This window comes from Acidobacteriota bacterium (assembly GCA_040754075.1).
Lineage (GTDB): Bacteria > Acidobacteriota > Blastocatellia > UBA7656 > UBA7656 > JBFMDH01.
The window spans coordinates 116,690-134,865 of record JBFMDH010000010.1; the positions used below are offsets into that span (position 1 = coordinate 116,690).

The following is an 18,176-nucleotide window of genomic DNA, read 5'->3' on the forward strand; positions in this document are numbered from 1 at the left end:
CAGCGTATGATTCCATAGCTTAGCCGGAACGATTTCGAGAAAATTATTTTCCCTTGATCCGCTGCAATTTGATTTCCTCCATCCAGTTTTCCTTACCGTTTTGATACCATGTCCATTGCGTGGTGATGGTGTTTTCGTCAATGAATTTGAAAACCGCTTTATCCATATGCCCATTGTCACGTGAGGGCAAATTGGTCGCATCCAGAAAAGTAAAAGAGATAGTTTTGCCATCCTCATCAAAAGACGACGCAACCAGACGCGGTTGGTTTTTGGCTACACAGTAATGCGTCAGCATTAAACGCCCTTGGTCCAAATAAAACATCGTCATCATGGTTTCGTTCGGGTGCGCATCGAAAGAGTTTTCCACCACGACTGAACCTTGCGCGATGGCGCGAAAGCTGACCTTCTCTTCCCAACCTTTGGTGCTGCGCCCCATCCACTCGCCATTGAGTTTAGTGAACTTTTCAAACGCGGCGCGGGCTGATTCGGCGGTTGTCTTCGTCGAAGTCGCGCGATTATCTTTGGAAACCGACAAATTGGCTTCATGGTTGTGTTGCGCCTGACTGAATGCAAAGGTTACGGTGGTGATCAGGAATGCCACCAACAACCCAAAGCGGTACAAAATAATTCGTTTCATTATGGTTTTCATAAACATTACCCTCTGATGATTTGTCCCTTCTTTAGTGAAGTATCCGAACCGATTTATCAGGCACGGCTTTCAGTCACCAATAGGGTAAATTCAGTGGTTTAGATCAGCAGATAGTTGACGCTAAATAAGGCTCGCTGTTTCTCACTTAGCATCATTGAGTAGTAAATTTTTTTTGGCTATTGATAATTGGCAGGTTCCGCGATGCCACATCATAGTACAACTACCGGTAATTTCCAAAATGCAAACAGGTGTCCAGGCTTTTTAAAATCCCATTAAATCCCGAACGATTTGAGCGAACCGCACCGAAAAACAGTCCCAGCCTTGCATTGAAAGGTAATCCGTTTTCGATGCGGTTAAATTTGAAAGAACTGCGGGTCTCGGTTCTCTATTTCCGTAAAGGCAAAATCCCGAACACGATTTTTCACGACTGACCGAAAATAAAAACTCCAATCCCGCGCTTCATTCAACGCCAACATAGCGCCTTTCAAATTAAAAGTCCTGTAGACCTTTCTTAATAAATCTTAGGTTTTCTTGAATTATTGAAAAACCGTTGGAAAACCGCAATTTTTTGAGTTTTATTGAATCCGTGAAGCAGCCGTCAGGCGGGTCGGAATGCGCAGTTTCGCTTCGCATCCGTGACCGGTTTTTTTGTTGACCAAGGTCAGCGTCCCGCCATGAGCCTCGGCAATCTGGCGACTGAGCACCAAGCCGATTCCCGAACCGTTGGGTTTGGTGGTAAAAAACGGCACGAATAAATTGCTGGAATTGGCTATGCCATGCCCTTCATCCTCGATTAACACTTCAAGAAAATCGCCGCGTCGTCGCCAACTCACCTGCACATTGCCGCGCGTTTCCAGCGAAGCATCAACGGCATTGCGGATGATGTTAATCAGCAGTTGTTCAAGTTGGTCACTATCTGCGCGAATGACGATTTCCGGGTTTTCCAGCAAGCGAATTTTCATTCGCGTTTCGAGGTTCACCAACCGTTGGATCAAGGCACCGATTTCAACCGGTTGATATTGCGGTGGCGGAAGTTTGGCAAGCCGCGAATAGCCTTCCATAAATCTTGTGAGTGATGCCACCCGACCGGTGATGATGGAAAAGCCGCGCCGGGCATCATCGCGCCAATCATCCGGCAAAGGGTCTTTGAAAATCATGCTCTCAAGACTTCCGGCAATAGATTTAATCGGTGCCAGCGAATTGTTCAATTCATGTCCGAGAACGCGAATGATTCTTTGCCAGGCAAGCCGCTCTTCTTCACGAAGAGCGCGACTCACATCCGAAATCACCAGTAATTGATGGGGCACGCCGCGTTCGCGAAACGTGGTGCGGCGAATTTCCCAACGACTCGCGCCACCGGGAAAAGTTTGTTGAACCGTGCGGATGGCTTCGTCTTCGAGATAATCGGCAAGTCCCAAATCACCCGCCGAACTTTTGGTCAAACGCTCCATCGGTTGCGCCAACAATTTCTCGCCGGCGCGATTTACCAGCCGTAATTTTTTTTCGTCATCAAACGCAAATACCGCAACATCAATTTCGGTCATCACGGTTCGCAGGAGTTGCGTCGCCTCAAAAGCTTCCAGGCGTTGTTCGCGCAAAATCTGTCCGAGCGAATTAACCTCAAATAACGCTTCGCCGAGCGCGTCGTTGTGCATTGCGCCGCGCGCGCGAATGGAAAAATCACCTTCACGCAGGGCTGCGAGTAAATTCGAGAGCGTTTGCAAAGGAAAGATCACCCGCTCTCTTACCGCCAGCGAACAACCGAACCAGAAGCCGATGATCAACAGCGAAAATGTCCATTGCACTTTAGCCGTATAATCGCCCTGCCACAAAAACACCATTGAAAAAATCACCGCAGGAAGTCCTGCGAGCATCGACATGAAAAATATATAATTGGAATGCGAAAGTTTGCGGGTTCTGGGAGCAGGTTTTGCGGTTTTTAGATTTCCGGCTACAGTTTTATTGAGTTTTTGCGCCTTTGAAGCCATCGTCGAGAAAGAGAGTTTATCACAGCCCGTAGCGTTGCAAACGACGATAGAGGGCGCTGCGACTGAGTCCCAACTTTTCAGCGGCGCGGCTGACATTGCCATCACACTCGGCAAGGGTTTTTTGAATCAGGTAGGCTTCGACCTCTTCGAGGCTCATGTCTTCCAATCGCCGCGCCACCTCGCGCCCTCTCTGCAATCCCAAATCAACTGCTTGAATCAGATTGCTCTGCGCCATTAAAACCGCGCGTTCGATGGCGTGGTCGAGTTCGCGGACATTTCCCGGAAAGGAATATTTCAACAATGCCTGTCGCGCCGAATCGTCAAACCCTTCGATATTTTTTCGGTAGCGCCGCGAATGTTGATGCAGAAAGTGAATCGCCAGAATAAGAATATCTTCGCGGCGGTCGCGAAGCGGCGGCAGGTGAATTTCCACAGTATTCAAGCGGAAAAGTAAATCGCGACGAAACCGCCCTTCTTCAACTTCCTGATTAATATCCGAATTGGTTGCCGACAGAATGCGCGCATCGGTCTTGCGGGTTTTCGAGGTGCCGACACGTTCAAACTCGCCGGTTTCCAAAACCCTCAACAGTTTCGGTTGCTGACTGAGCGGCAGGTTGGCAATTTCATCAAGAAATAAAGTGCCGTTTTCCGCAAGTTCAAATCTGCCGACGCGGTCATTTTTCGCATCGGTAAACGCGCCTTTGACATGCCCGAACATTTCGCTTTCAAATACGCCTTCCGGAATGCTGCCGATATTCACCGTCACCAGAGGCTTGGCGGCGCGCAACGACATCGAATGAATGACGCTTGCGAGCAAGCCTTTCCCGGTGCCATTTTCGCCGGTGATTAAGACATTGGCGTCGGAGGCGGCAACGCGGTTAACGATTTGCAACACCGGTTTCATGGATTCCGATTCGGCAATCAGCCGGGGACGCGGTTGGTCGCGCAATATTCGATTTTCAGCTTCCAACCGTTGACCTTTTTTTAATGCTTGTCCGAGTTCTCGCTGAGTTTTGAGAATGGTCAGCAACCGCGCATTGTCCCAGGGCTTTTGAATGAAATCACGGGCGCCGCGTTTGATGGCTTCAACCGCAAGGTCAACACTTCCCCAGGCGGTCATCACAATCACCGGCAGCGTGCTGTCCGCAGATTGAATGCGGTCAAGCAAATCCAAGCCTTCTTTTCCAGAGGTGGTATCCCGCGCGTAATTTAAATCCATCAACACCAAATCAAAATCCTGCTCTTCGAGCGCAGCCAACATCGCCTGCGGAGAGGTTACGGCTTCGACTGCATAGCCTTCGGGCTTCAGTAAAAATTTTAAAGCCTCCAGTACATCGGTCTGGTCATCAGCTATCAGAATTTTGGGGTTCTGTGAGTCTTTCATTAAATCTATATCAATTTCTGCTGAAATATTTTCGGTTGTTAAAATAAAGCGATAACACCAAACCGACCACCGTAGCCGGTTTGGTGTCGCAAACTACCTCTGGTCATCCCAACCTTTGACAATCCAGCCGTCAGCAATTTGAATGGTGCGGTCGCTGTAAGATGCATTGACTTCCGAATGCGTCACCTGAACGATAGTGGTTCCCGCTTCATTCAATTTTTTAAACAACTCCATAATTTCTTTCCCCTGCCCGGAGTGCAAATTACCGGTCGGTTCATCGGCAAGAATCATTTTCGGATTGGCAATCACCGCGCGCGCCACGCCGACCAACTGTTGATGACCGCCGGAAAGCTGCGTCGGATAGAGGTCTTTTTTGCCGACGATGTTAAAGCGATCCAGTATGTCGCAGACGATGCTGTCGCGTTCACGCTTACCGATATTGCGATACGATAGCGGAATGTCAAGGTTTTCGTAAACCGTCAGATGGTCTAACAGGTGATAGCTTTGAAATACAAAACCGATATTCTGGTTTCTCAGTTCGGCGCGCTGTTTGGGATTGAATTTATGCACGGGTTTTTCGTCAAAGTAAAATTCTCCGGACCAACTGTTGTCGTGCATTCCCATAATATGCAGGAGGGTGGATTTGCCTGCGCCCGATGGTCCCATAATCGAAACGAATTCGCCATCCTTGATGTCGAGGTCAATTCGTCGAAGGATAAAGGTTTTGGAAATTCCGTGTTGATAGAATTTTTCAATGCCGCGCATTTGAATTAACGGTACACTCATTTTTAACTCCAATGTTTAAATTTAATCTGCATTCGGAAATTATCGGTTCAATTATAACTAACGATTCGCAGTTTGAATTTCCTGAATCGATAAAAATTCTTGAGCCGGAAGCCACGCTTACTTGCATAAGGTTACTCACCGTTGATTTTCCTTGGCTTCACGAAAAGCCGCCGCTACCGCAGGACCTGCAACATACATATTAAAAGCGATTTTTTTCACTTTGGAATCACCGACAAAGGATTTTCTCAACTCCTCCAGATTAATGGTTTTTCTGGCTTCCTCCAACGTCACCCCTTTGGCAACCGCGACCTCTGCCTGCTGTTTGATGGTCGAAAACAGATTCGCAAGTTGTCGGACATAGGCGTCATCGCGCATCAGTGAGCCGTGTCCCGGCACAATGATTTTTGCATTCAAGGCGATGATTTTTTCCAAAGTTTTCGCCCAATCATTGATATGTGATTGCGGGTTACCGACCAACGGAATCGGCGAAACCACTAAATCACCGGTGATGACAATTCCCTCTTTTGGCAAATGCACAATCAGGTCTCCGGCTGTATGTCCGCTTCCGGGTTGCAAAATTTCGATGACGCGGTTTCCTCTTTGAAATGTCAGACGCTCTTTAACCGTAATGGTCGGGAGAATGGTTTGGGCAATTTGTCCTTCGCTTAACACCAAATCAATCAATTTCAAATCACTCGTCAGGCTGGCGCGCTCTTCGTCGGTCATCTCACCGCCGAGCAAACTTTTATTACTTTTCATCAGACCACGCAGGTCATCGGCAAATCGCGGCGCGCCTTCGAGAAAGTTTTTGCGATTCACTGCGCCTTGACTGCGCAGGTAATCCAAAGAAAAGTTGCTCGCGATAAATTCGACCTGGGGAAATGCCTCGCGGTAAACCTGATTGCCCCGGATGTGGTCATCGTGATAATGGGTGTTGATGACATAGCGCACCGGTTTATTCGTCAATTTACGAAGCGCCGCCAGCACCTCTCTGGTGATCGCCGGAGCGCCGTTGGCATCAATCACAAAAACATCATCATCGTTGATGATAAATACATTATTGGCATCAACCATCAATCCCGGAAGGTCTTTTCGGATTACCGCAAAAACTCCTTCCGCCAGTTTTTGCACTTCAAAATTTCGCGCTGTTGCAATGAAGTCCTTGTTCAACTTTTCAAGCCGATTTTTTTTTCGCGGGTTGTGGTCTGATGCAAGATGGTTTTTTCCTTTTGCGAAAGCCGAGTATGCCAGCAAAGCAGAAATCAGGAACGCACACATGAAAAAGCGGTAACCAATCATCAATTTTTCCTCTGGTTCAATTAAAAGCGGTTCTTTGCCGGGTTTGGGTTCGCTTTAATCATCAATACAACAGATAGATTCAGTCAATTCGTATGCCATGAAATTCCGGCAAAAAACCCGGAAATATTCAGGCTTTTATCAATATTTTTATGGAAAAAGATGTTCACCTGTGCGGATGTGGGACGCCAAAATCCCACATTTGAGAAAGGTGGGCTGAACAGGAAACAAGCCTGAATGAATAAGAATAGTTGAGACCCGAGCCGCCCCAATTATTCTTTTTTTGAGTTGATGATTGAAAAATAGAGAAGCCTGAGTAAACTCCGGTCTAAAGTTTTTCCAGACGAATCGAACCATCGCCGGTCTTTAAATAAAGCATCTTGCCGCCGCTGTTGATACGCCCGCGAATTTCGTTGTTGCCGGTTCTCCCCACCACGCTCACCGGAATATTCAAATCAATGTGTCCGTCATTGGTGTGCATTTCAACATCTGCCGAGAGCGTTTCAGGAAGCCGCAAGGTAATATCGCCATCGCCGGTTTTCAAACTCCAGTTCGATTCGGTTTTTGATCCGTCCAAAGCCGTAGCCTCGATTCCTCCATCGCCGGTTCGGATGTCGAGCGCGTCAAACCGACCCTGGATTCGCAAGCGACCATCGCCGGTTTCGGCTCGAAAAGCGCCTTCCAACCCGGTTGCCTCAATGCGCCCGTCACCGGTGCTCATCGAAATCTCGCCTTTGACATTGCGCATCTCGATATTGCCATCACCGGTTTTTGCACTGAGCCGCCCGTGAACGTCGGTCAGGTTGATTTTGCCGTCGCCGCTGCGCAAAAGGATTTCGCCTTTTACGCCCGATAAATCGATTCGACCATCCCCGGTATTTAAATCCAGATTGGTTTCGCGAGGCACATTGATTTCAATATCCACACGTTTGCTTCGCCAGTTCATTTGAAACCAGCGACGCGGGAAACGGACTTCGATTTCAACATTATCGCCATTTTGTCGGTCAATGATTTTGATGCCATCGTCGCCAATTTTATAGCCATCGGAAATCACCCGAACATCAACGGTTTTGCTTTCCGACGCCAGCACGCGGATATTCGCGTCGCCGCTTTCAACACGCAATTTCGGAATGTTTTCGATGGTGAAACTCTTTTTCCATTCGTCAGTCGAAGCGGATGGAAAAAGCGATAAAAACGCAAAAACGAATGTCAGTAACATCTGACTCCTCCTGATTTTTTATTGGCAGTCCGAAATCACAAAAGCAAACCGGATTTTTTTATTGACCGGTTTTCAAATCTAGCTGATTGATTAATTTCGAGAAGCGAACGTTATAAATTACGACCAAAACCCGTTGAGGTTCCTTTTATTACTTTTACCCGAACTCTATCCCGGCAAAGCTTATTTTTACCATCAACCGCTCGTCTATTCGTTCCTGAGCGCAATCATCGGATTGACCTTGATGGCGCGACGCGCGGGCACCAAACAGGCTACCAGAGCCACTCCTGTCAATATCAGAGTCACCGCAAAATAAACTATCGGGTCGGTTACCTTCACCTCGAAAACCAGAGCGGTCATCAGTCGGGTTAAAGCCAAAGCCCCCATCAAACCGAACGCGACGCCGCTCAAGGTAATGAATAACCCATCGCGGAAAATCAGCTTCATCACATCCGAAGGTTTTGCGCCGAGCGCCTGTCGAATGCCGATTTCCTGGGCGCGTTGGGCGACCGCAGAAGCCATCACCCCATAAATACCGATGCCGGCAAGCGCCAATGCCAGACTTGCAAAAAATCCAAGCAAAATCATTTGAAAACGTTTTCGCGAAATCGATTCATCAACCAGTTGCGCCAGCGGTTTGATGGAATCAACCGGAATATCTTTATCCCCTTTCCAAATCGCTTCCCGGATTAACGGAACCAGCGTTTGCCAATTACTATCCGCGTTGATGACAAAAGACATGCCAAGTTGTGGTCGCTGCATAAACGGATAATACACATGCGGTCTGGCGGGTTCGGTAATAGTGGAATGTTTCACATCACCGACAACCCCGACGATGGTCAGATAAGGGCGATTGGAATTGGCGCTTCCCATTTTCAGCCGTTTGCCGAGCACTTCTTCATCCGCGAGATAGCGGCGCGCGAAACCTTCGCTCACAATCACCACGCCTGGTGAACCGGCGCGGTCAAATTCATTGAAATCCCGACCTTGCACTAGCGGAATGCCAATCGTCGAAAAATAACTGGGCGTCACCGCGCGCCGGTCAACCATGGTCGATTGGTCAGGGTTTTCAACGGGTTTTCCTTCGATATAAAAGCCACCCATATTTTCCGAACCGCTCAACGGCAGGTTCGAGGCAGCGGCGACGGCTTTCACGCCTTGAACTTCTTTTACACTTTCGAGGATTTGTTGATTGATCGCCAGACGCGCTTCATCGGTTGTGTATTTTTTTGCGGAGATTGCCGGGTTGAAGGTGATGACCTGGGATGCATTGAATCCGGTGTTCACATTTAAGAGCTTCGCAAAACTTTTAAGCATCAACCCCGCGCCGATTAGCAGAATCATCGAAAGAGCAATTTCCGAAATCACAATCAGTTTGCGCAGACGACGATGGCGGAGATTTCCGCCTGCCGATTTGGATTCTGCTTTCAACGCCTCATTCAATTTAATGTCCGAAGATTGAAATGCCGGAACCAATCCGAAAATGATGCCGGTCAGCAATGAAATGGTCAGCGTGAAAATTAACACGCGGCTATCTGTCTGGACATTTTCAATCAATGGGATATTTTGCGGCGCGAGTTTAATCAACAACTCGATTACCCACGGCGCCAGTAAACCGCCGCAAAGCCCGCCTATGGCTGATAGCAATAAACTCTCAGTTAATAACTGACGAATAACCCGCAAGCGGTTTGCGCCCAAAGCCAGACGAATTGCAATCTCTTTACGACGGGCAGCGGCACGAACAAAAAGTAAATTCGCGACATTGGCGCAGGCAATCAGTAACACAAACGCCACCGAACCCATCAGCACAAATAATGCCAGACGAATATCACTGACCGCCTGTTCGCGAATCGGCACAATCCGAACGCCGAAACCCGCATTGTTATTGGGGTATTTTTCTTCGAGGCTTTTTGCAATGGCACTGAGATCGGCTTGCGCCTGCTCAAGCGCAACGCCGTCTTTCAGTCGTCCGATGACGGTGTTGAAATGATTTGCGCGATCCGCTTTCTGTTCAGGCGTTAATTGAATCGGAATCCAGATGTCGGTTTGATGATAGATGCCTGCGAGCTTGGGCATCTCGTTTTGACGCGGAAAATTGAACCCCGAAGGCATAACGGCAACAATAGTGTAGCTTTCCTGGTCGATAAGGATTTTTTCACCGATGATCGATTCATCGCCGCCAAAGCGCGATTGCCACAGGTTATCGCTGATGACCGCGATTTTTTCCTTTAAGTTCTGTTCATCGACGCTTGCAAAGGCTGCGCCCAATCGCGGTTTAACTTTGAGGAGTTCAAAAAAATTCGTGGTGACGGTTGCTGCGCCAGCTCGCTGCGGGTCTCCGCTTCCGGTTAAATTCACCGACGACGAACCCATCAGCGAAATGGTTTCAAGCGTCTGGTTCTGCGCTTGCCAATCCACATAATCGGCGACGGTCGGGGGAATTTGATTGGCAAAAAATTCGATTTTGGGATTGGTTTGCCAAATCAGCGTCAACCGGTCGCCATCAATGTAGGGCAAGGGTTTCAACAATACCGTATTGACGACACTGAAAATCGCCGTGTTCGCGCCAATGCCTAAGCTGAGTGTCAATACTGCAAGCAAAGTGAAGCCCGGCTTTTTTAATAACATTCGCGCGCCGTAGCGCAAATCCTGCCAGATGGTTTGCATGAATCCTCCGTTATCAAATTAAACCAATCATAGCCTATGCGAATCGTTACCACCTAAGCGGTTCAAATAGTCTATGTGAACCGTGCCTGAAGATTGCCTGGTTGAGGAAAGGTGATTTGAATCCGGTAATCGTTGATTGCGGGAAGTGAATATACAAAGTAGCTTGCAGAGTTTTGGAGCTAAATGCTCACCCAGCCGATTTCTGCAAATTATTCAAATCCCGCAATCAAAATGGAAAACCGGTTCGACGAATTGCGGTTCTAGTCGTACCTCAAGGCAACCATCGGATCGGTTTTTGCCGCCCGCCTGGCAGGCACCAAACAGGCTACCAGAGCCACTCCTGTCAATATCAGCGGTACGATAATAAAGGTGACAAAATCGGTTGAACTGACCTCGAACAACAATTTCGTCATCAGTCTGGTTAAGCCATACGCCGAAACCAGACCGATCAATGTCCCTAAAAGTGCGAGGCTCAACCCTTCTTTGATAATCATCCGCAAGACATCACGGGTTTGCGCGCCCAGCGCCATGCGAATGCCGATTTCGTGGGTGCGTTGTGTCACCGCATAACTCATCACCCCATAAATCCCAACGCAAGCCAATACCAGCGCAAGCATTGAAAATATCGAAAGCAACAACATATTGAAGCGCGCGCTCACCAAGGTGTTGCCGACAATGCTTTCCATGGTGCGCACATCGGCGACCGGCTGATCAGCATCGAGTTCACCAATCACGGCACGCGCCGCACCCGCCAGATTCAAAGGGTCATTCTGGGTGCGGATAACAAAATTCATCGATGAATAGGTCAGTTCGGGATGCGGCCAATAAACCATCGGTTCGCTCTCACTGTTGAGGTTCATGTAACGAACATCGCCAACGACTCCGATGATTTCGGTCGGCAAATTTTCGTTTTTCATGGCAATCGTGATGCGTTTGCCGAGTGGGTTTTCACCAGGGAAATAGGTCTCAGCCAGCTTTTCATTAATGATCACCACGTGGCGCACTTGGGTGTTTTCCTGTTCATTAAAAAAGCGACCGCTTCTTAAAGGAATGCGCATGGTGTCAAAATAATTTTTATCGGTGACGCAAACCTTGGTGATCGGTTCTTGACCGACCACAGCTTTCGGTTGCCCCTCAATTTCAAACTTGGTGCCTGCTGGCGGTTGAACAAACGGTAAAGCATTGATAGCTCCGGCAGATTGCACGCCGGGCAGATTTCTCAAACGCTCAAGCGCCTGATTGAAAAACCCTGTGCGTTGATTATCCTGCGGATATTTACTGGCAGGTAACATTACGCGCATGGTGAGAAGGTTAGCGGTCTGAAATCCGGGGTCAACGGTTTGCAGACGACCTAAACTTTTCATCAACAACCCGGCTCCGATTAATAACACCAATGCCAGCGCCATCTCAGCGACGACGAAGGCGCTTCGCAAGCGATGCGTCCGCGAAGTTCCACCAATATTTTTGCCGCCTTCTTTAAGGGTTTCCTGAAAATTATCGCGTGATGATTCATAAGCCGGAATCAGTCCGAAAATCAATCCGGTCAATAACGAAATCACCAGCGAAAATCCGAGCGTCCAGACATCAAGTTTGACATTTTGAACGCTAAGCAGATTGGGCGGAGCCAGGGCAATCAGTGAATCTTTACTCCAGATGGCTAACCACAGACCGAGTATTCCACCAATCAGCGATAGCACCAGACTTTCGGTGAGTAATTGTCTGGTGATCTGCCAGCGACTCGCGCCGAGAGCTTTGCGAATGGCAATTTCTTTTTGACGAGTTGAAGCGCGCGCGAGCAGCAGATTGGCGACATTGGCGCAAGCAATTAACAACACAAAAAAAACTGCGCCCGCCAAGATCAACAAAGCCGGACGAATTTCTCCTGACAACTGTTTCCTGAGCGGCACTACATTGATGCCCCAATTGGCATTGAAATCGTTATATTGCGCTTCTAATCCTTGGGCAATCGCAGTCATTTCCGATTGCGCCTGTTCGATTGAGACATCCGGTTTCAAGCGCGCCACCGATGAGAGGTATCGCCCACGGCGAACCCGCGCTTGTTCAGGCAGCACATAAGGCAGAAACAGTTCCGCAGGTTTTCCGGTAATCGACCCCGATTTAATGAACCATTGGAAATTTTCCGGCAACACCCCGATGACCTGACAATCGCGTTGATTCAAACTAATTGTTTGCCCGACAATATTTGCATCGCCGCCAAATCGTCTCTGCCATAAACCGTGTGTGAGAATAGCGACTGCGGGTTGTCCGTCTGTTCCATCATCCAATGAAAAGACCCGACCACGCTCGGCATTTACGCCAAGCAGGGAAAAGAAGTTCGGCGAGGCATACTGAGCGATGATTTCTTCCGGGTCGCCACCCCCGACTAAATTGACCGGCTGGTCAATGAAAACCGCCATATCTTCAAAAACTCTGTTTTGTTCTTTCCAGTCGAGGTAGTTCGCAGGTGAAACCACATTCTGGTCGCGCCCGCGTTTAAAATTATGCTCCCAGACTATCGCCAGTTGATCGGCATTTTTATAAGGCAGTGCTTGAATCAATACGGCATTGACGACGCTGAAAATCGCCGTGTTTGCGCCAATCCCCAGCGCCAAAGCAATGGTCGCCACCAGCGTGAACAGCGGATTTTTCAAAAGTACGCGAAGCGCAAATCGTACATCTTGCCGGAAAGATTGCATGAAATTTCTCCTTTTACTCGTACCTCAAGGCAACCATCGGGTCGGTTTTTGCCGCCCGCCTGGCAGGCACCAAACAGGCTACCAGAGCCACTCCTGTCAATATCAGGCTGGTAAACAAGAAAGTTAAAAAATCTGTCGAGCGAACCCCGTAAAGCATCCTGGCTAGCAGTTCGGTCAAATAATAGGCGCTCACGATGCCGATGCCTAAACCGATTGCCGTGAGCATCAACCCTTGTCGCAAAACCATTCTCAGAATATTGCCGGTCTGCGCGCCAAGCGCCATGCGCACACCGATTTCCTGGGTGCGTTGCGCCACCGAATAAGCAATCACGCTGTAAAGACCGATGCTGGTCAATGTCAAAGCCAATAGTCCGAACATTCCCAACAGCATGGCATTGAAGCGGGGTTGGGCAATTGCCACGCCGAGATATTGTTCAAGCGTTTTCACACGCGAAAGCGGAATATCTTTATCAATGGCATTGACTTCGGCTTGTAATAATTTTGCCATCGCGCCCGGCTCGCCCGATGTGCGAATAGCCAATCCCATAAAATTGAACTGGCACTGCGTGTGCGGCAGGTAGATTTCCGGGTCCGGTTCGCGTCCGAGGATTTGGCTGTGCCGGACATCTTTGACGACGCCGATGATTTCCCGCCAAGGCTCTTCTTTTTCGCTGACCGAAACACCGGGTTTCACACGTTTACCGATGGGGTTATCATCGGGGAAATAATTTTTAACGAAGGTTTCATTGACGATTACCACTTTGAGCGATTTATCGGTGTCGTGTTCATTGAAATCGCGTCCGCTCACCTGTGCGATTTTCAAGGTGTCGAAATAGCCGAGGGTGATGACGCGAAAATGGGAACGCGGCGTCTCGCCTTGCGGATATTCCCGCCCTTCAAATTCAACACTGGTGCGGTAGCCATTGCCGCTGAGCGGCATCGGCGTAATCGCGCTTGCTTTTACCACTCCCGGCAGCGAATTCAACCGTTCGGTCAACTGCTGATAAAACGCGGCTGCCTGTTCGGGTTTGGGATAACGGGTTACAGGCAAATCGATTTCCGCAGATAAAACATTGTGCGTATCAATGCCGAGATTCACATCCTGGAGTTTGCGAAAGGTTTGCAGCAATAACCCTGCGCTAATCAATAACACAACCGCGATGGCAACTTCGGCAATCACCAATACGTTTCGCAAACGCGAACGATGACGCGATGCGCCGGTGCCGCGGGTGTTCTCTTTCATGGCTTCGGTTAATTCAACTTTGGTCGCCTGCCATGCGGGAACCAATCCGAATAAAATGCCGGTGGTAAGCGATACGACAAAAGTAAACGCCAGCACCCGCCAATCGATATTGATTTCCGCAAGACGCGGCACATCTTCGGGAATCAATCCAACCAGCGCCTCCGTGCCCCACCACGCGAGCAACAGACCCAGCACCCCACCGGCAACCGCCAGCAATAAACTTTCAGTGAGCAACTGGCGAATGATTTGCCAGCGACTCGCGCCCAGCGCCACACGAACGGCAATCTCTTTATGACGCACCGTAGCGCGGGCGAGTAACAAATTGGCGACATTGGCGCAGCCAATCAGCAACACACAACCAACCGCGCCTAAAATAATCAGCAAAGCTTCGCGATAATCGATAACCAGCACTTCTTGAAAAGGAGAAATTTTAATGCCGCGATAGGTGTTCTCTTCCGGGTACTGTTTTTCGAGAGTGCTGGCAATCTGACTCATTTCAGCCTGCGCCTGTTCAATCGAAACGCCGGGCTTGAGACGCGCAATCCCCTCGAAAAAATGCGCCCCGCGTTGTTCAGTCATTGGCGCGTCGTCGTCCTCGGTTTTCATACCATCAACGGCGAGTGTGACCCAGAGGTCAACCGGGTCGGCTTTGATGGGAAATTGAAACCCTGCGGGCATCACACCGACCACTTGAAAGAGCCGGTCATTGAGTTTGATGGAACGTGAAAGAATATTCGGATCGCCGCCGAATTGTTTTTGCCACAGGCGATGACTGATGACGACCGCAAGCCTGCCGTTGGGATTTTCTTCGTCTTCGGTAAACCAGCGACCGAGTTGCGGATTGGCTTTCAAAACCGCAAACAGGTTGGCTGAAACTGTAGCCGAAGGAATATCGACAGGCGTCTCCAGACCGGTGAGCGCCATGCTGTTGCGATAGTAGGAGGCGAAATTTTCAAAGCAGGTGTTTTGCTTTCGCCAATCGAAATAGTTGGGATAGGAAAGCGCCCCACGAATTTCAACCTTGCGCGTATCGGTTTCGGCAACCGCCACCAGTTGCTCGGGTTCGTTATAGGGCAACGGTCTAAGCAACACAGCATTGACGACACTGAAGATGGCGGTGTTAGCGCCAATCCCCAAAGCCAGCGTAATCACCGCCACCAGGGTGAACATCGGGCTTTTAATTAACTGGCGAAATCCGTAACGAACATCCTGTACAAAATTTCTCATAATACTCCTGGTTGTTTATTCATATCTGAGGGCAATCATCGGATCGACTTTCGTCGCCCGTCTGGCTGGCACGAAACAGGCTACCAGAGCCACTCCTGCCAAAATCACCGATACCGCAGCAAAGGTCGTGAGATCGGTTGGCTTGACGCCGAAAAGCATCCCTTCCATAAACCGCGTAACCGCAAAAGCTCCTGCGAGTCCGATACTCAAACCGATGACCGCCATCTTCATGCCTTCGCCAATCACCATCTTCATGACATCGGAAATCTGCGCGCCGAGCGCCATGCGGATGCCGATTTCATTGGTGCGTTGGCTGACGGCGTAACTCATTACTCCGTAAATACCAATCAGCGCGAGAATCAATGCCACGCCTGCAAAAATGCCTAATAATGTGAGGTTCAATCTTTCGGTTGAGATGGATTCGGATTTGATTTCATCCATTGTGCGAATTTCATAAATCGGTTGGTCGTGGTCAACCGCAAGAATCTGCTGGCGCGCAGCGGCAACCATTTTAACGGGGTCGCCTGAACTTTTCACCACAACCGTCATGCCGCTTTGCGGGGTTTGCAGGAACGGAAAATACCCTTGCACGCGATTGGAATCGGTATTGAGTCCGTCCATCTTCACGCGACCGACAACGCCCACGACGGTTGCCACGGGATTTTTCGGATCGGTGCCACCCATCCGAATATGTTTGCCAATCGGGTCTTCATCGGGAAAGTAACGACGGGCAAATTCTTCATCAATGATAATCGCGTTCAATCCCATATAGCTTGCCATATCCGGGCTGAGTCCACGCAGCTTCTCTTCGGTCAAATGCGCGCGATTGTCCTGTTCGGTGAAATAGCGTCCGCGAATTAACGGAATATTCATGGCTTTAAAATAATCGGGACTCACCAGACAGGCTTCCAGAAGCGGCGTTTGACCGGGCGCGGGAGGCGGTTGACCATCAATGGTGAACGAAGTCTGCCAGCCGTTATTGCCAAGCGGCAGACCCGATGCCAAGCCGACATGCTCTACCCCCGCTGTACTTTGCAGATTTTGAATGACCTGTTGGAAAAAGTTTATGCGTTGTTGATCAGTCTGATATTTCTTTTGCGGCAGAGAGACGCTGAAGCTTAACAGGTTATCGTAAGAGAACCCGGGATTGACCTGTTGCAATTGATAAAAACTGCGAATCAGTAAACCCGCGCCGACGAGCAGGATTAAGGTCATCGCCATTTCACCGATTACCAGTCCGCTTCGCAGCCAGTGATGTCTGCCGGTATTGCCGCGCCCCGTCTCTTTCAACGTGCCATGCACATCAAGACGGCTGGCTTGCAATGCCGGAATGATGCCAAACAATAACCCGGTCAACACCGCAATCAGCAAGGTAAAACCGAGCACGCGAAGATCGAGATCGACTTCACGCGAACGCGGAATGCCATTCGGGCTGATGGCGAGAATTAAAGCGACGCCCCAATTTGCCAACAACAAACCCAGTCCGCCACCGACGAGCGCGAGCACCACGCTTTCGGTGAGCATCTGGCGAATAATGCGCCAACGACTCGCGCCCAGCGCCACGCGAACCGCCATCTCTTTTTGTCTGGTGGTGGCGCGCGCCAGTAAAAGATTGGCAACATTGGCGCAGGCAATCAATAAAACCATGCCGACCGCGCTTAATAGAATCCACAGCGCCGGACGAATGTCCTGCACATAATTTTCAAGCAACGGAACGATGCGAACGCGATTACCTTGATTGGAATCCGGGTATTGCTTTTCGAGATTTTCCGCGATGCTGTCCATATCGGCGCGCGCCTGTTCGATGGTTACACCGGGATTTAACCGCCCCACGCCATAAAGCCCCGGATGATTGCCGCGCTGTTTCCAGCTTTCCTGAGCCGAAAGCGGTCCCACCGGCACCCACATATCGACGCGGCTGGGAAAGAGAAAGCCTTCGGGCATAATGCCGATGACCGTATAGCTGCGATTATTCAAAGTGATGTCTTGATTGAGAATTTTTTCGTCGCTGCCAAAACGTCGTTTCCATAAACCGTGACTTAACATCACGACTGATTGTGCGCCGGGCTGGTCTTCGTCGTTGGTAAATACACGCCCGCGCCAGGCGTTGACTCTGAGAACCGAGAACAGGTCTGCCGAAACCTGTCCGGCTTGCAAGCGTTCAGGCTCGCCGATTCCTGTCAGGTTATAACTGCCGCGATTGAACACCGCGAAATTTTCAAACACACGGTTTTGCGCTTTCCAATCGGTAAAGTTGGGATAAGAGATGGACATCCCATCCATTTGTTCGCTGCGTTCATTCACCATCACCAATCGATCAGATTCTTCGTAAGGCAACGGTCTAAGCAACACGGCATTGACGACACTGAAAATCGCCGTATTCGCGCCGATACCCAAAGTGAGCGCCAGCACCGCTACCAATGTAAAAAGCGGCTGCTTCATCAGCATCCGCATGCCATATCGTAAGTCCTGAAAGAATGTCATAATTTTCTCCTCTGCAAATCAACCTGTGAATGGTTGCGTAACCTCAAAGAAGCCACACGGAATTACCGAAAATCACCTCTATCCATGCAGTTGCGCCGCTTTTTCTGCGAGCTTCAACACGGAAGCGTTACCCGTGGGGTTTAAAGCATCATCTTCGGTTGTCATCACCGTGCGGGCTTTTGCTTGATTAATCAGGCATGAAGCCATATCCGGCTTTTCATTACCGAAGCCTGCGGATTGCATTAACAATTCGCAAGCCAGAATTAACAAGAGTATGCAATGACTAAACATCTTCAAACCTTTCCACAAACAGGTTTCCATATCTTTCAGGCCGGGTGTCTCGCGCATTTGAGAAATCGCAGAAAGCATTAGTCAATTCCTATGCCATCGGGAGAGTTCAAAAAAATGCTGAAATAATTGATGTTATTGATTGGTTAGCGGATGAGCCTTGAACGTCGTTGTGCGCTTTTGGGAATTAGTTATCCCACATGTGCAATTCAATTCAACCCCGCAACCAAACGGCTTTGCTGGTTGCGGGGT

Annotated in this window: 11 protein-coding genes; all 11 read right to left on the minus strand. The window is 49.4% G+C overall.

Going from position 1 to position 18,176, the window contains the following annotated elements:
- Positions 1–43 precede the first annotated feature (43 nt).
- The 11 genes from AB1757_13080 to AB1757_13130 all read right to left on the minus strand — a co-directional run bounded on the left by AB1757_13080 (position 44) and on the right by AB1757_13130 (position 17,984).
- Positions 44–637 carry a hypothetical protein gene (locus tag AB1757_13080; protein ID MEW6127966.1) on the minus strand — a complete coding sequence of 198 codons (594 nt, stop codon included), beginning with the start codon at positions 635–637 and terminating at the stop codon, positions 44–46.
- Between the two features lie 587 nt (positions 638–1,224).
- Positions 1,225–2,739, minus strand: coding sequence for an ATP-binding protein (locus AB1757_13085; GenBank protein ID MEW6127967.1), 1,515 nt, complete (start codon positions 2,737–2,739; stop codon positions 1,225–1,227).
- On the minus strand, positions 2,657–4,021 hold the full coding sequence (locus AB1757_13090; GenBank protein MEW6127968.1) for a sigma-54 dependent transcriptional regulator: 1,365 nt from the start codon (positions 4,019–4,021) through the stop codon (positions 2,657–2,659). Before AB1757_13090 ends, AB1757_13085 begins: the two co-directional genes overlap by 83 nt.
- A gap of 93 nt (positions 4,022–4,114) precedes the next feature.
- Positions 4,115–4,807: an ABC transporter ATP-binding protein gene (locus AB1757_13095; GenBank protein MEW6127969.1), complete on the minus strand. Its 693-nt coding sequence runs from the start codon at positions 4,805–4,807 to the stop codon at positions 4,115–4,117.
- A gap of 135 nt (positions 4,808–4,942) precedes the next feature.
- The gene (locus AB1757_13100) at positions 4,943–5,938 is read right to left on the minus strand and encodes an MBL fold metallo-hydrolase (GenBank protein MEW6127970.1); all 996 of its coding nucleotides are present in this window, start codon (positions 5,936–5,938) and stop codon (positions 4,943–4,945) included.
- A gap of 493 nt (positions 5,939–6,431) precedes the next feature.
- Entirely contained in the window at positions 6,432–7,322 is an 891-nt protein-coding gene (locus AB1757_13105) for a DUF4097 family beta strand repeat-containing protein (protein MEW6127971.1), read from the minus strand.
- A gap of 204 nt (positions 7,323–7,526) precedes the next feature.
- The gene (locus AB1757_13110) at positions 7,527–9,986 is read right to left on the minus strand and encodes an ABC transporter permease (protein MEW6127972.1); all 2,460 of its coding nucleotides are present in this window, start codon (positions 9,984–9,986) and stop codon (positions 7,527–7,529) included.
- A 260-nt stretch (positions 9,987–10,246) separates the two neighbouring features.
- Complete coding sequence (locus AB1757_13115) at positions 10,247–12,682, minus strand: ABC transporter permease (protein MEW6127973.1); 2,436 nt, start codon at positions 12,680–12,682, stop codon at positions 10,247–10,249.
- Between the two features lie 13 nt (positions 12,683–12,695).
- Positions 12,696–15,152: an ABC transporter permease gene (locus AB1757_13120; GenBank protein MEW6127974.1), complete on the minus strand. Its 2,457-nt coding sequence runs from the start codon at positions 15,150–15,152 to the stop codon at positions 12,696–12,698.
- Positions 15,153–15,167: 15 nt separating this feature from the next.
- A complete protein-coding gene (locus tag AB1757_13125) occupies positions 15,168–17,636 on the minus strand; it encodes an ABC transporter permease (GenBank protein MEW6127975.1) in 2,469 nt (822 codons plus the stop codon).
- 78 nt (positions 17,637–17,714) lie between these two features.
- Entirely contained in the window at positions 17,715–17,984 is a 270-nt protein-coding gene (locus AB1757_13130; protein MEW6127976.1) for a hypothetical protein, read from the minus strand.
- Positions 17,985–18,176: the final 192 nt, after the last annotated feature.

Excerpts from the sequence above, each read along its gene's own strand:
- AB1757_13080 (MEW6127966.1), bottom strand. The coding sequence starts at position 637 with ATGAAACGAATTATTTTGTACCGCTTTGGGTTGTTGGTGGCATTCCTG.
- AB1757_13085 (MEW6127967.1), bottom strand. The coding sequence starts at position 2,739 with ATGGCAATGTCAGCCGCGCCGCTGAAAAGTTGGGACTCAGTCGCAGCG.
- AB1757_13090 (MEW6127968.1), bottom strand. The coding sequence starts at position 4,021 with ATGAAAGACTCACAGAACCCCAAAATTCTGATAGCTGATGACCAGACC.
- AB1757_13095 (MEW6127969.1), bottom strand. The coding sequence starts at position 4,807 with ATGAGTGTACCGTTAATTCAAATGCGCGGCATTGAAAAATTCTATCAA.
- AB1757_13105 (MEW6127971.1), bottom strand. The coding sequence starts at position 7,322 with ATGTTACTGACATTCGTTTTTGCGTTTTTATCGCTTTTTCCATCCGCT.
- AB1757_13110 (MEW6127972.1), bottom strand. The coding sequence starts at position 9,986 with ATGCAAACCATCTGGCAGGATTTGCGCTACGGCGCGCGAATGTTATTA.
- AB1757_13115 (MEW6127973.1), bottom strand. The coding sequence starts at position 12,682 with ATGCAATCTTTCCGGCAAGATGTACGATTTGCGCTTCGCGTACTTTTG.
- AB1757_13120 (MEW6127974.1), bottom strand. The coding sequence starts at position 15,152 with ATGAGAAATTTTGTACAGGATGTTCGTTACGGATTTCGCCAGTTAATT.
- AB1757_13125 (MEW6127975.1), bottom strand. The coding sequence starts at position 17,636 with ATGACATTCTTTCAGGACTTACGATATGGCATGCGGATGCTGATGAAG.
- AB1757_13130 (MEW6127976.1), bottom strand. The coding sequence starts at position 17,984 with ATGCGCGAGACACCCGGCCTGAAAGATATGGAAACCTGTTTGTGGAAA.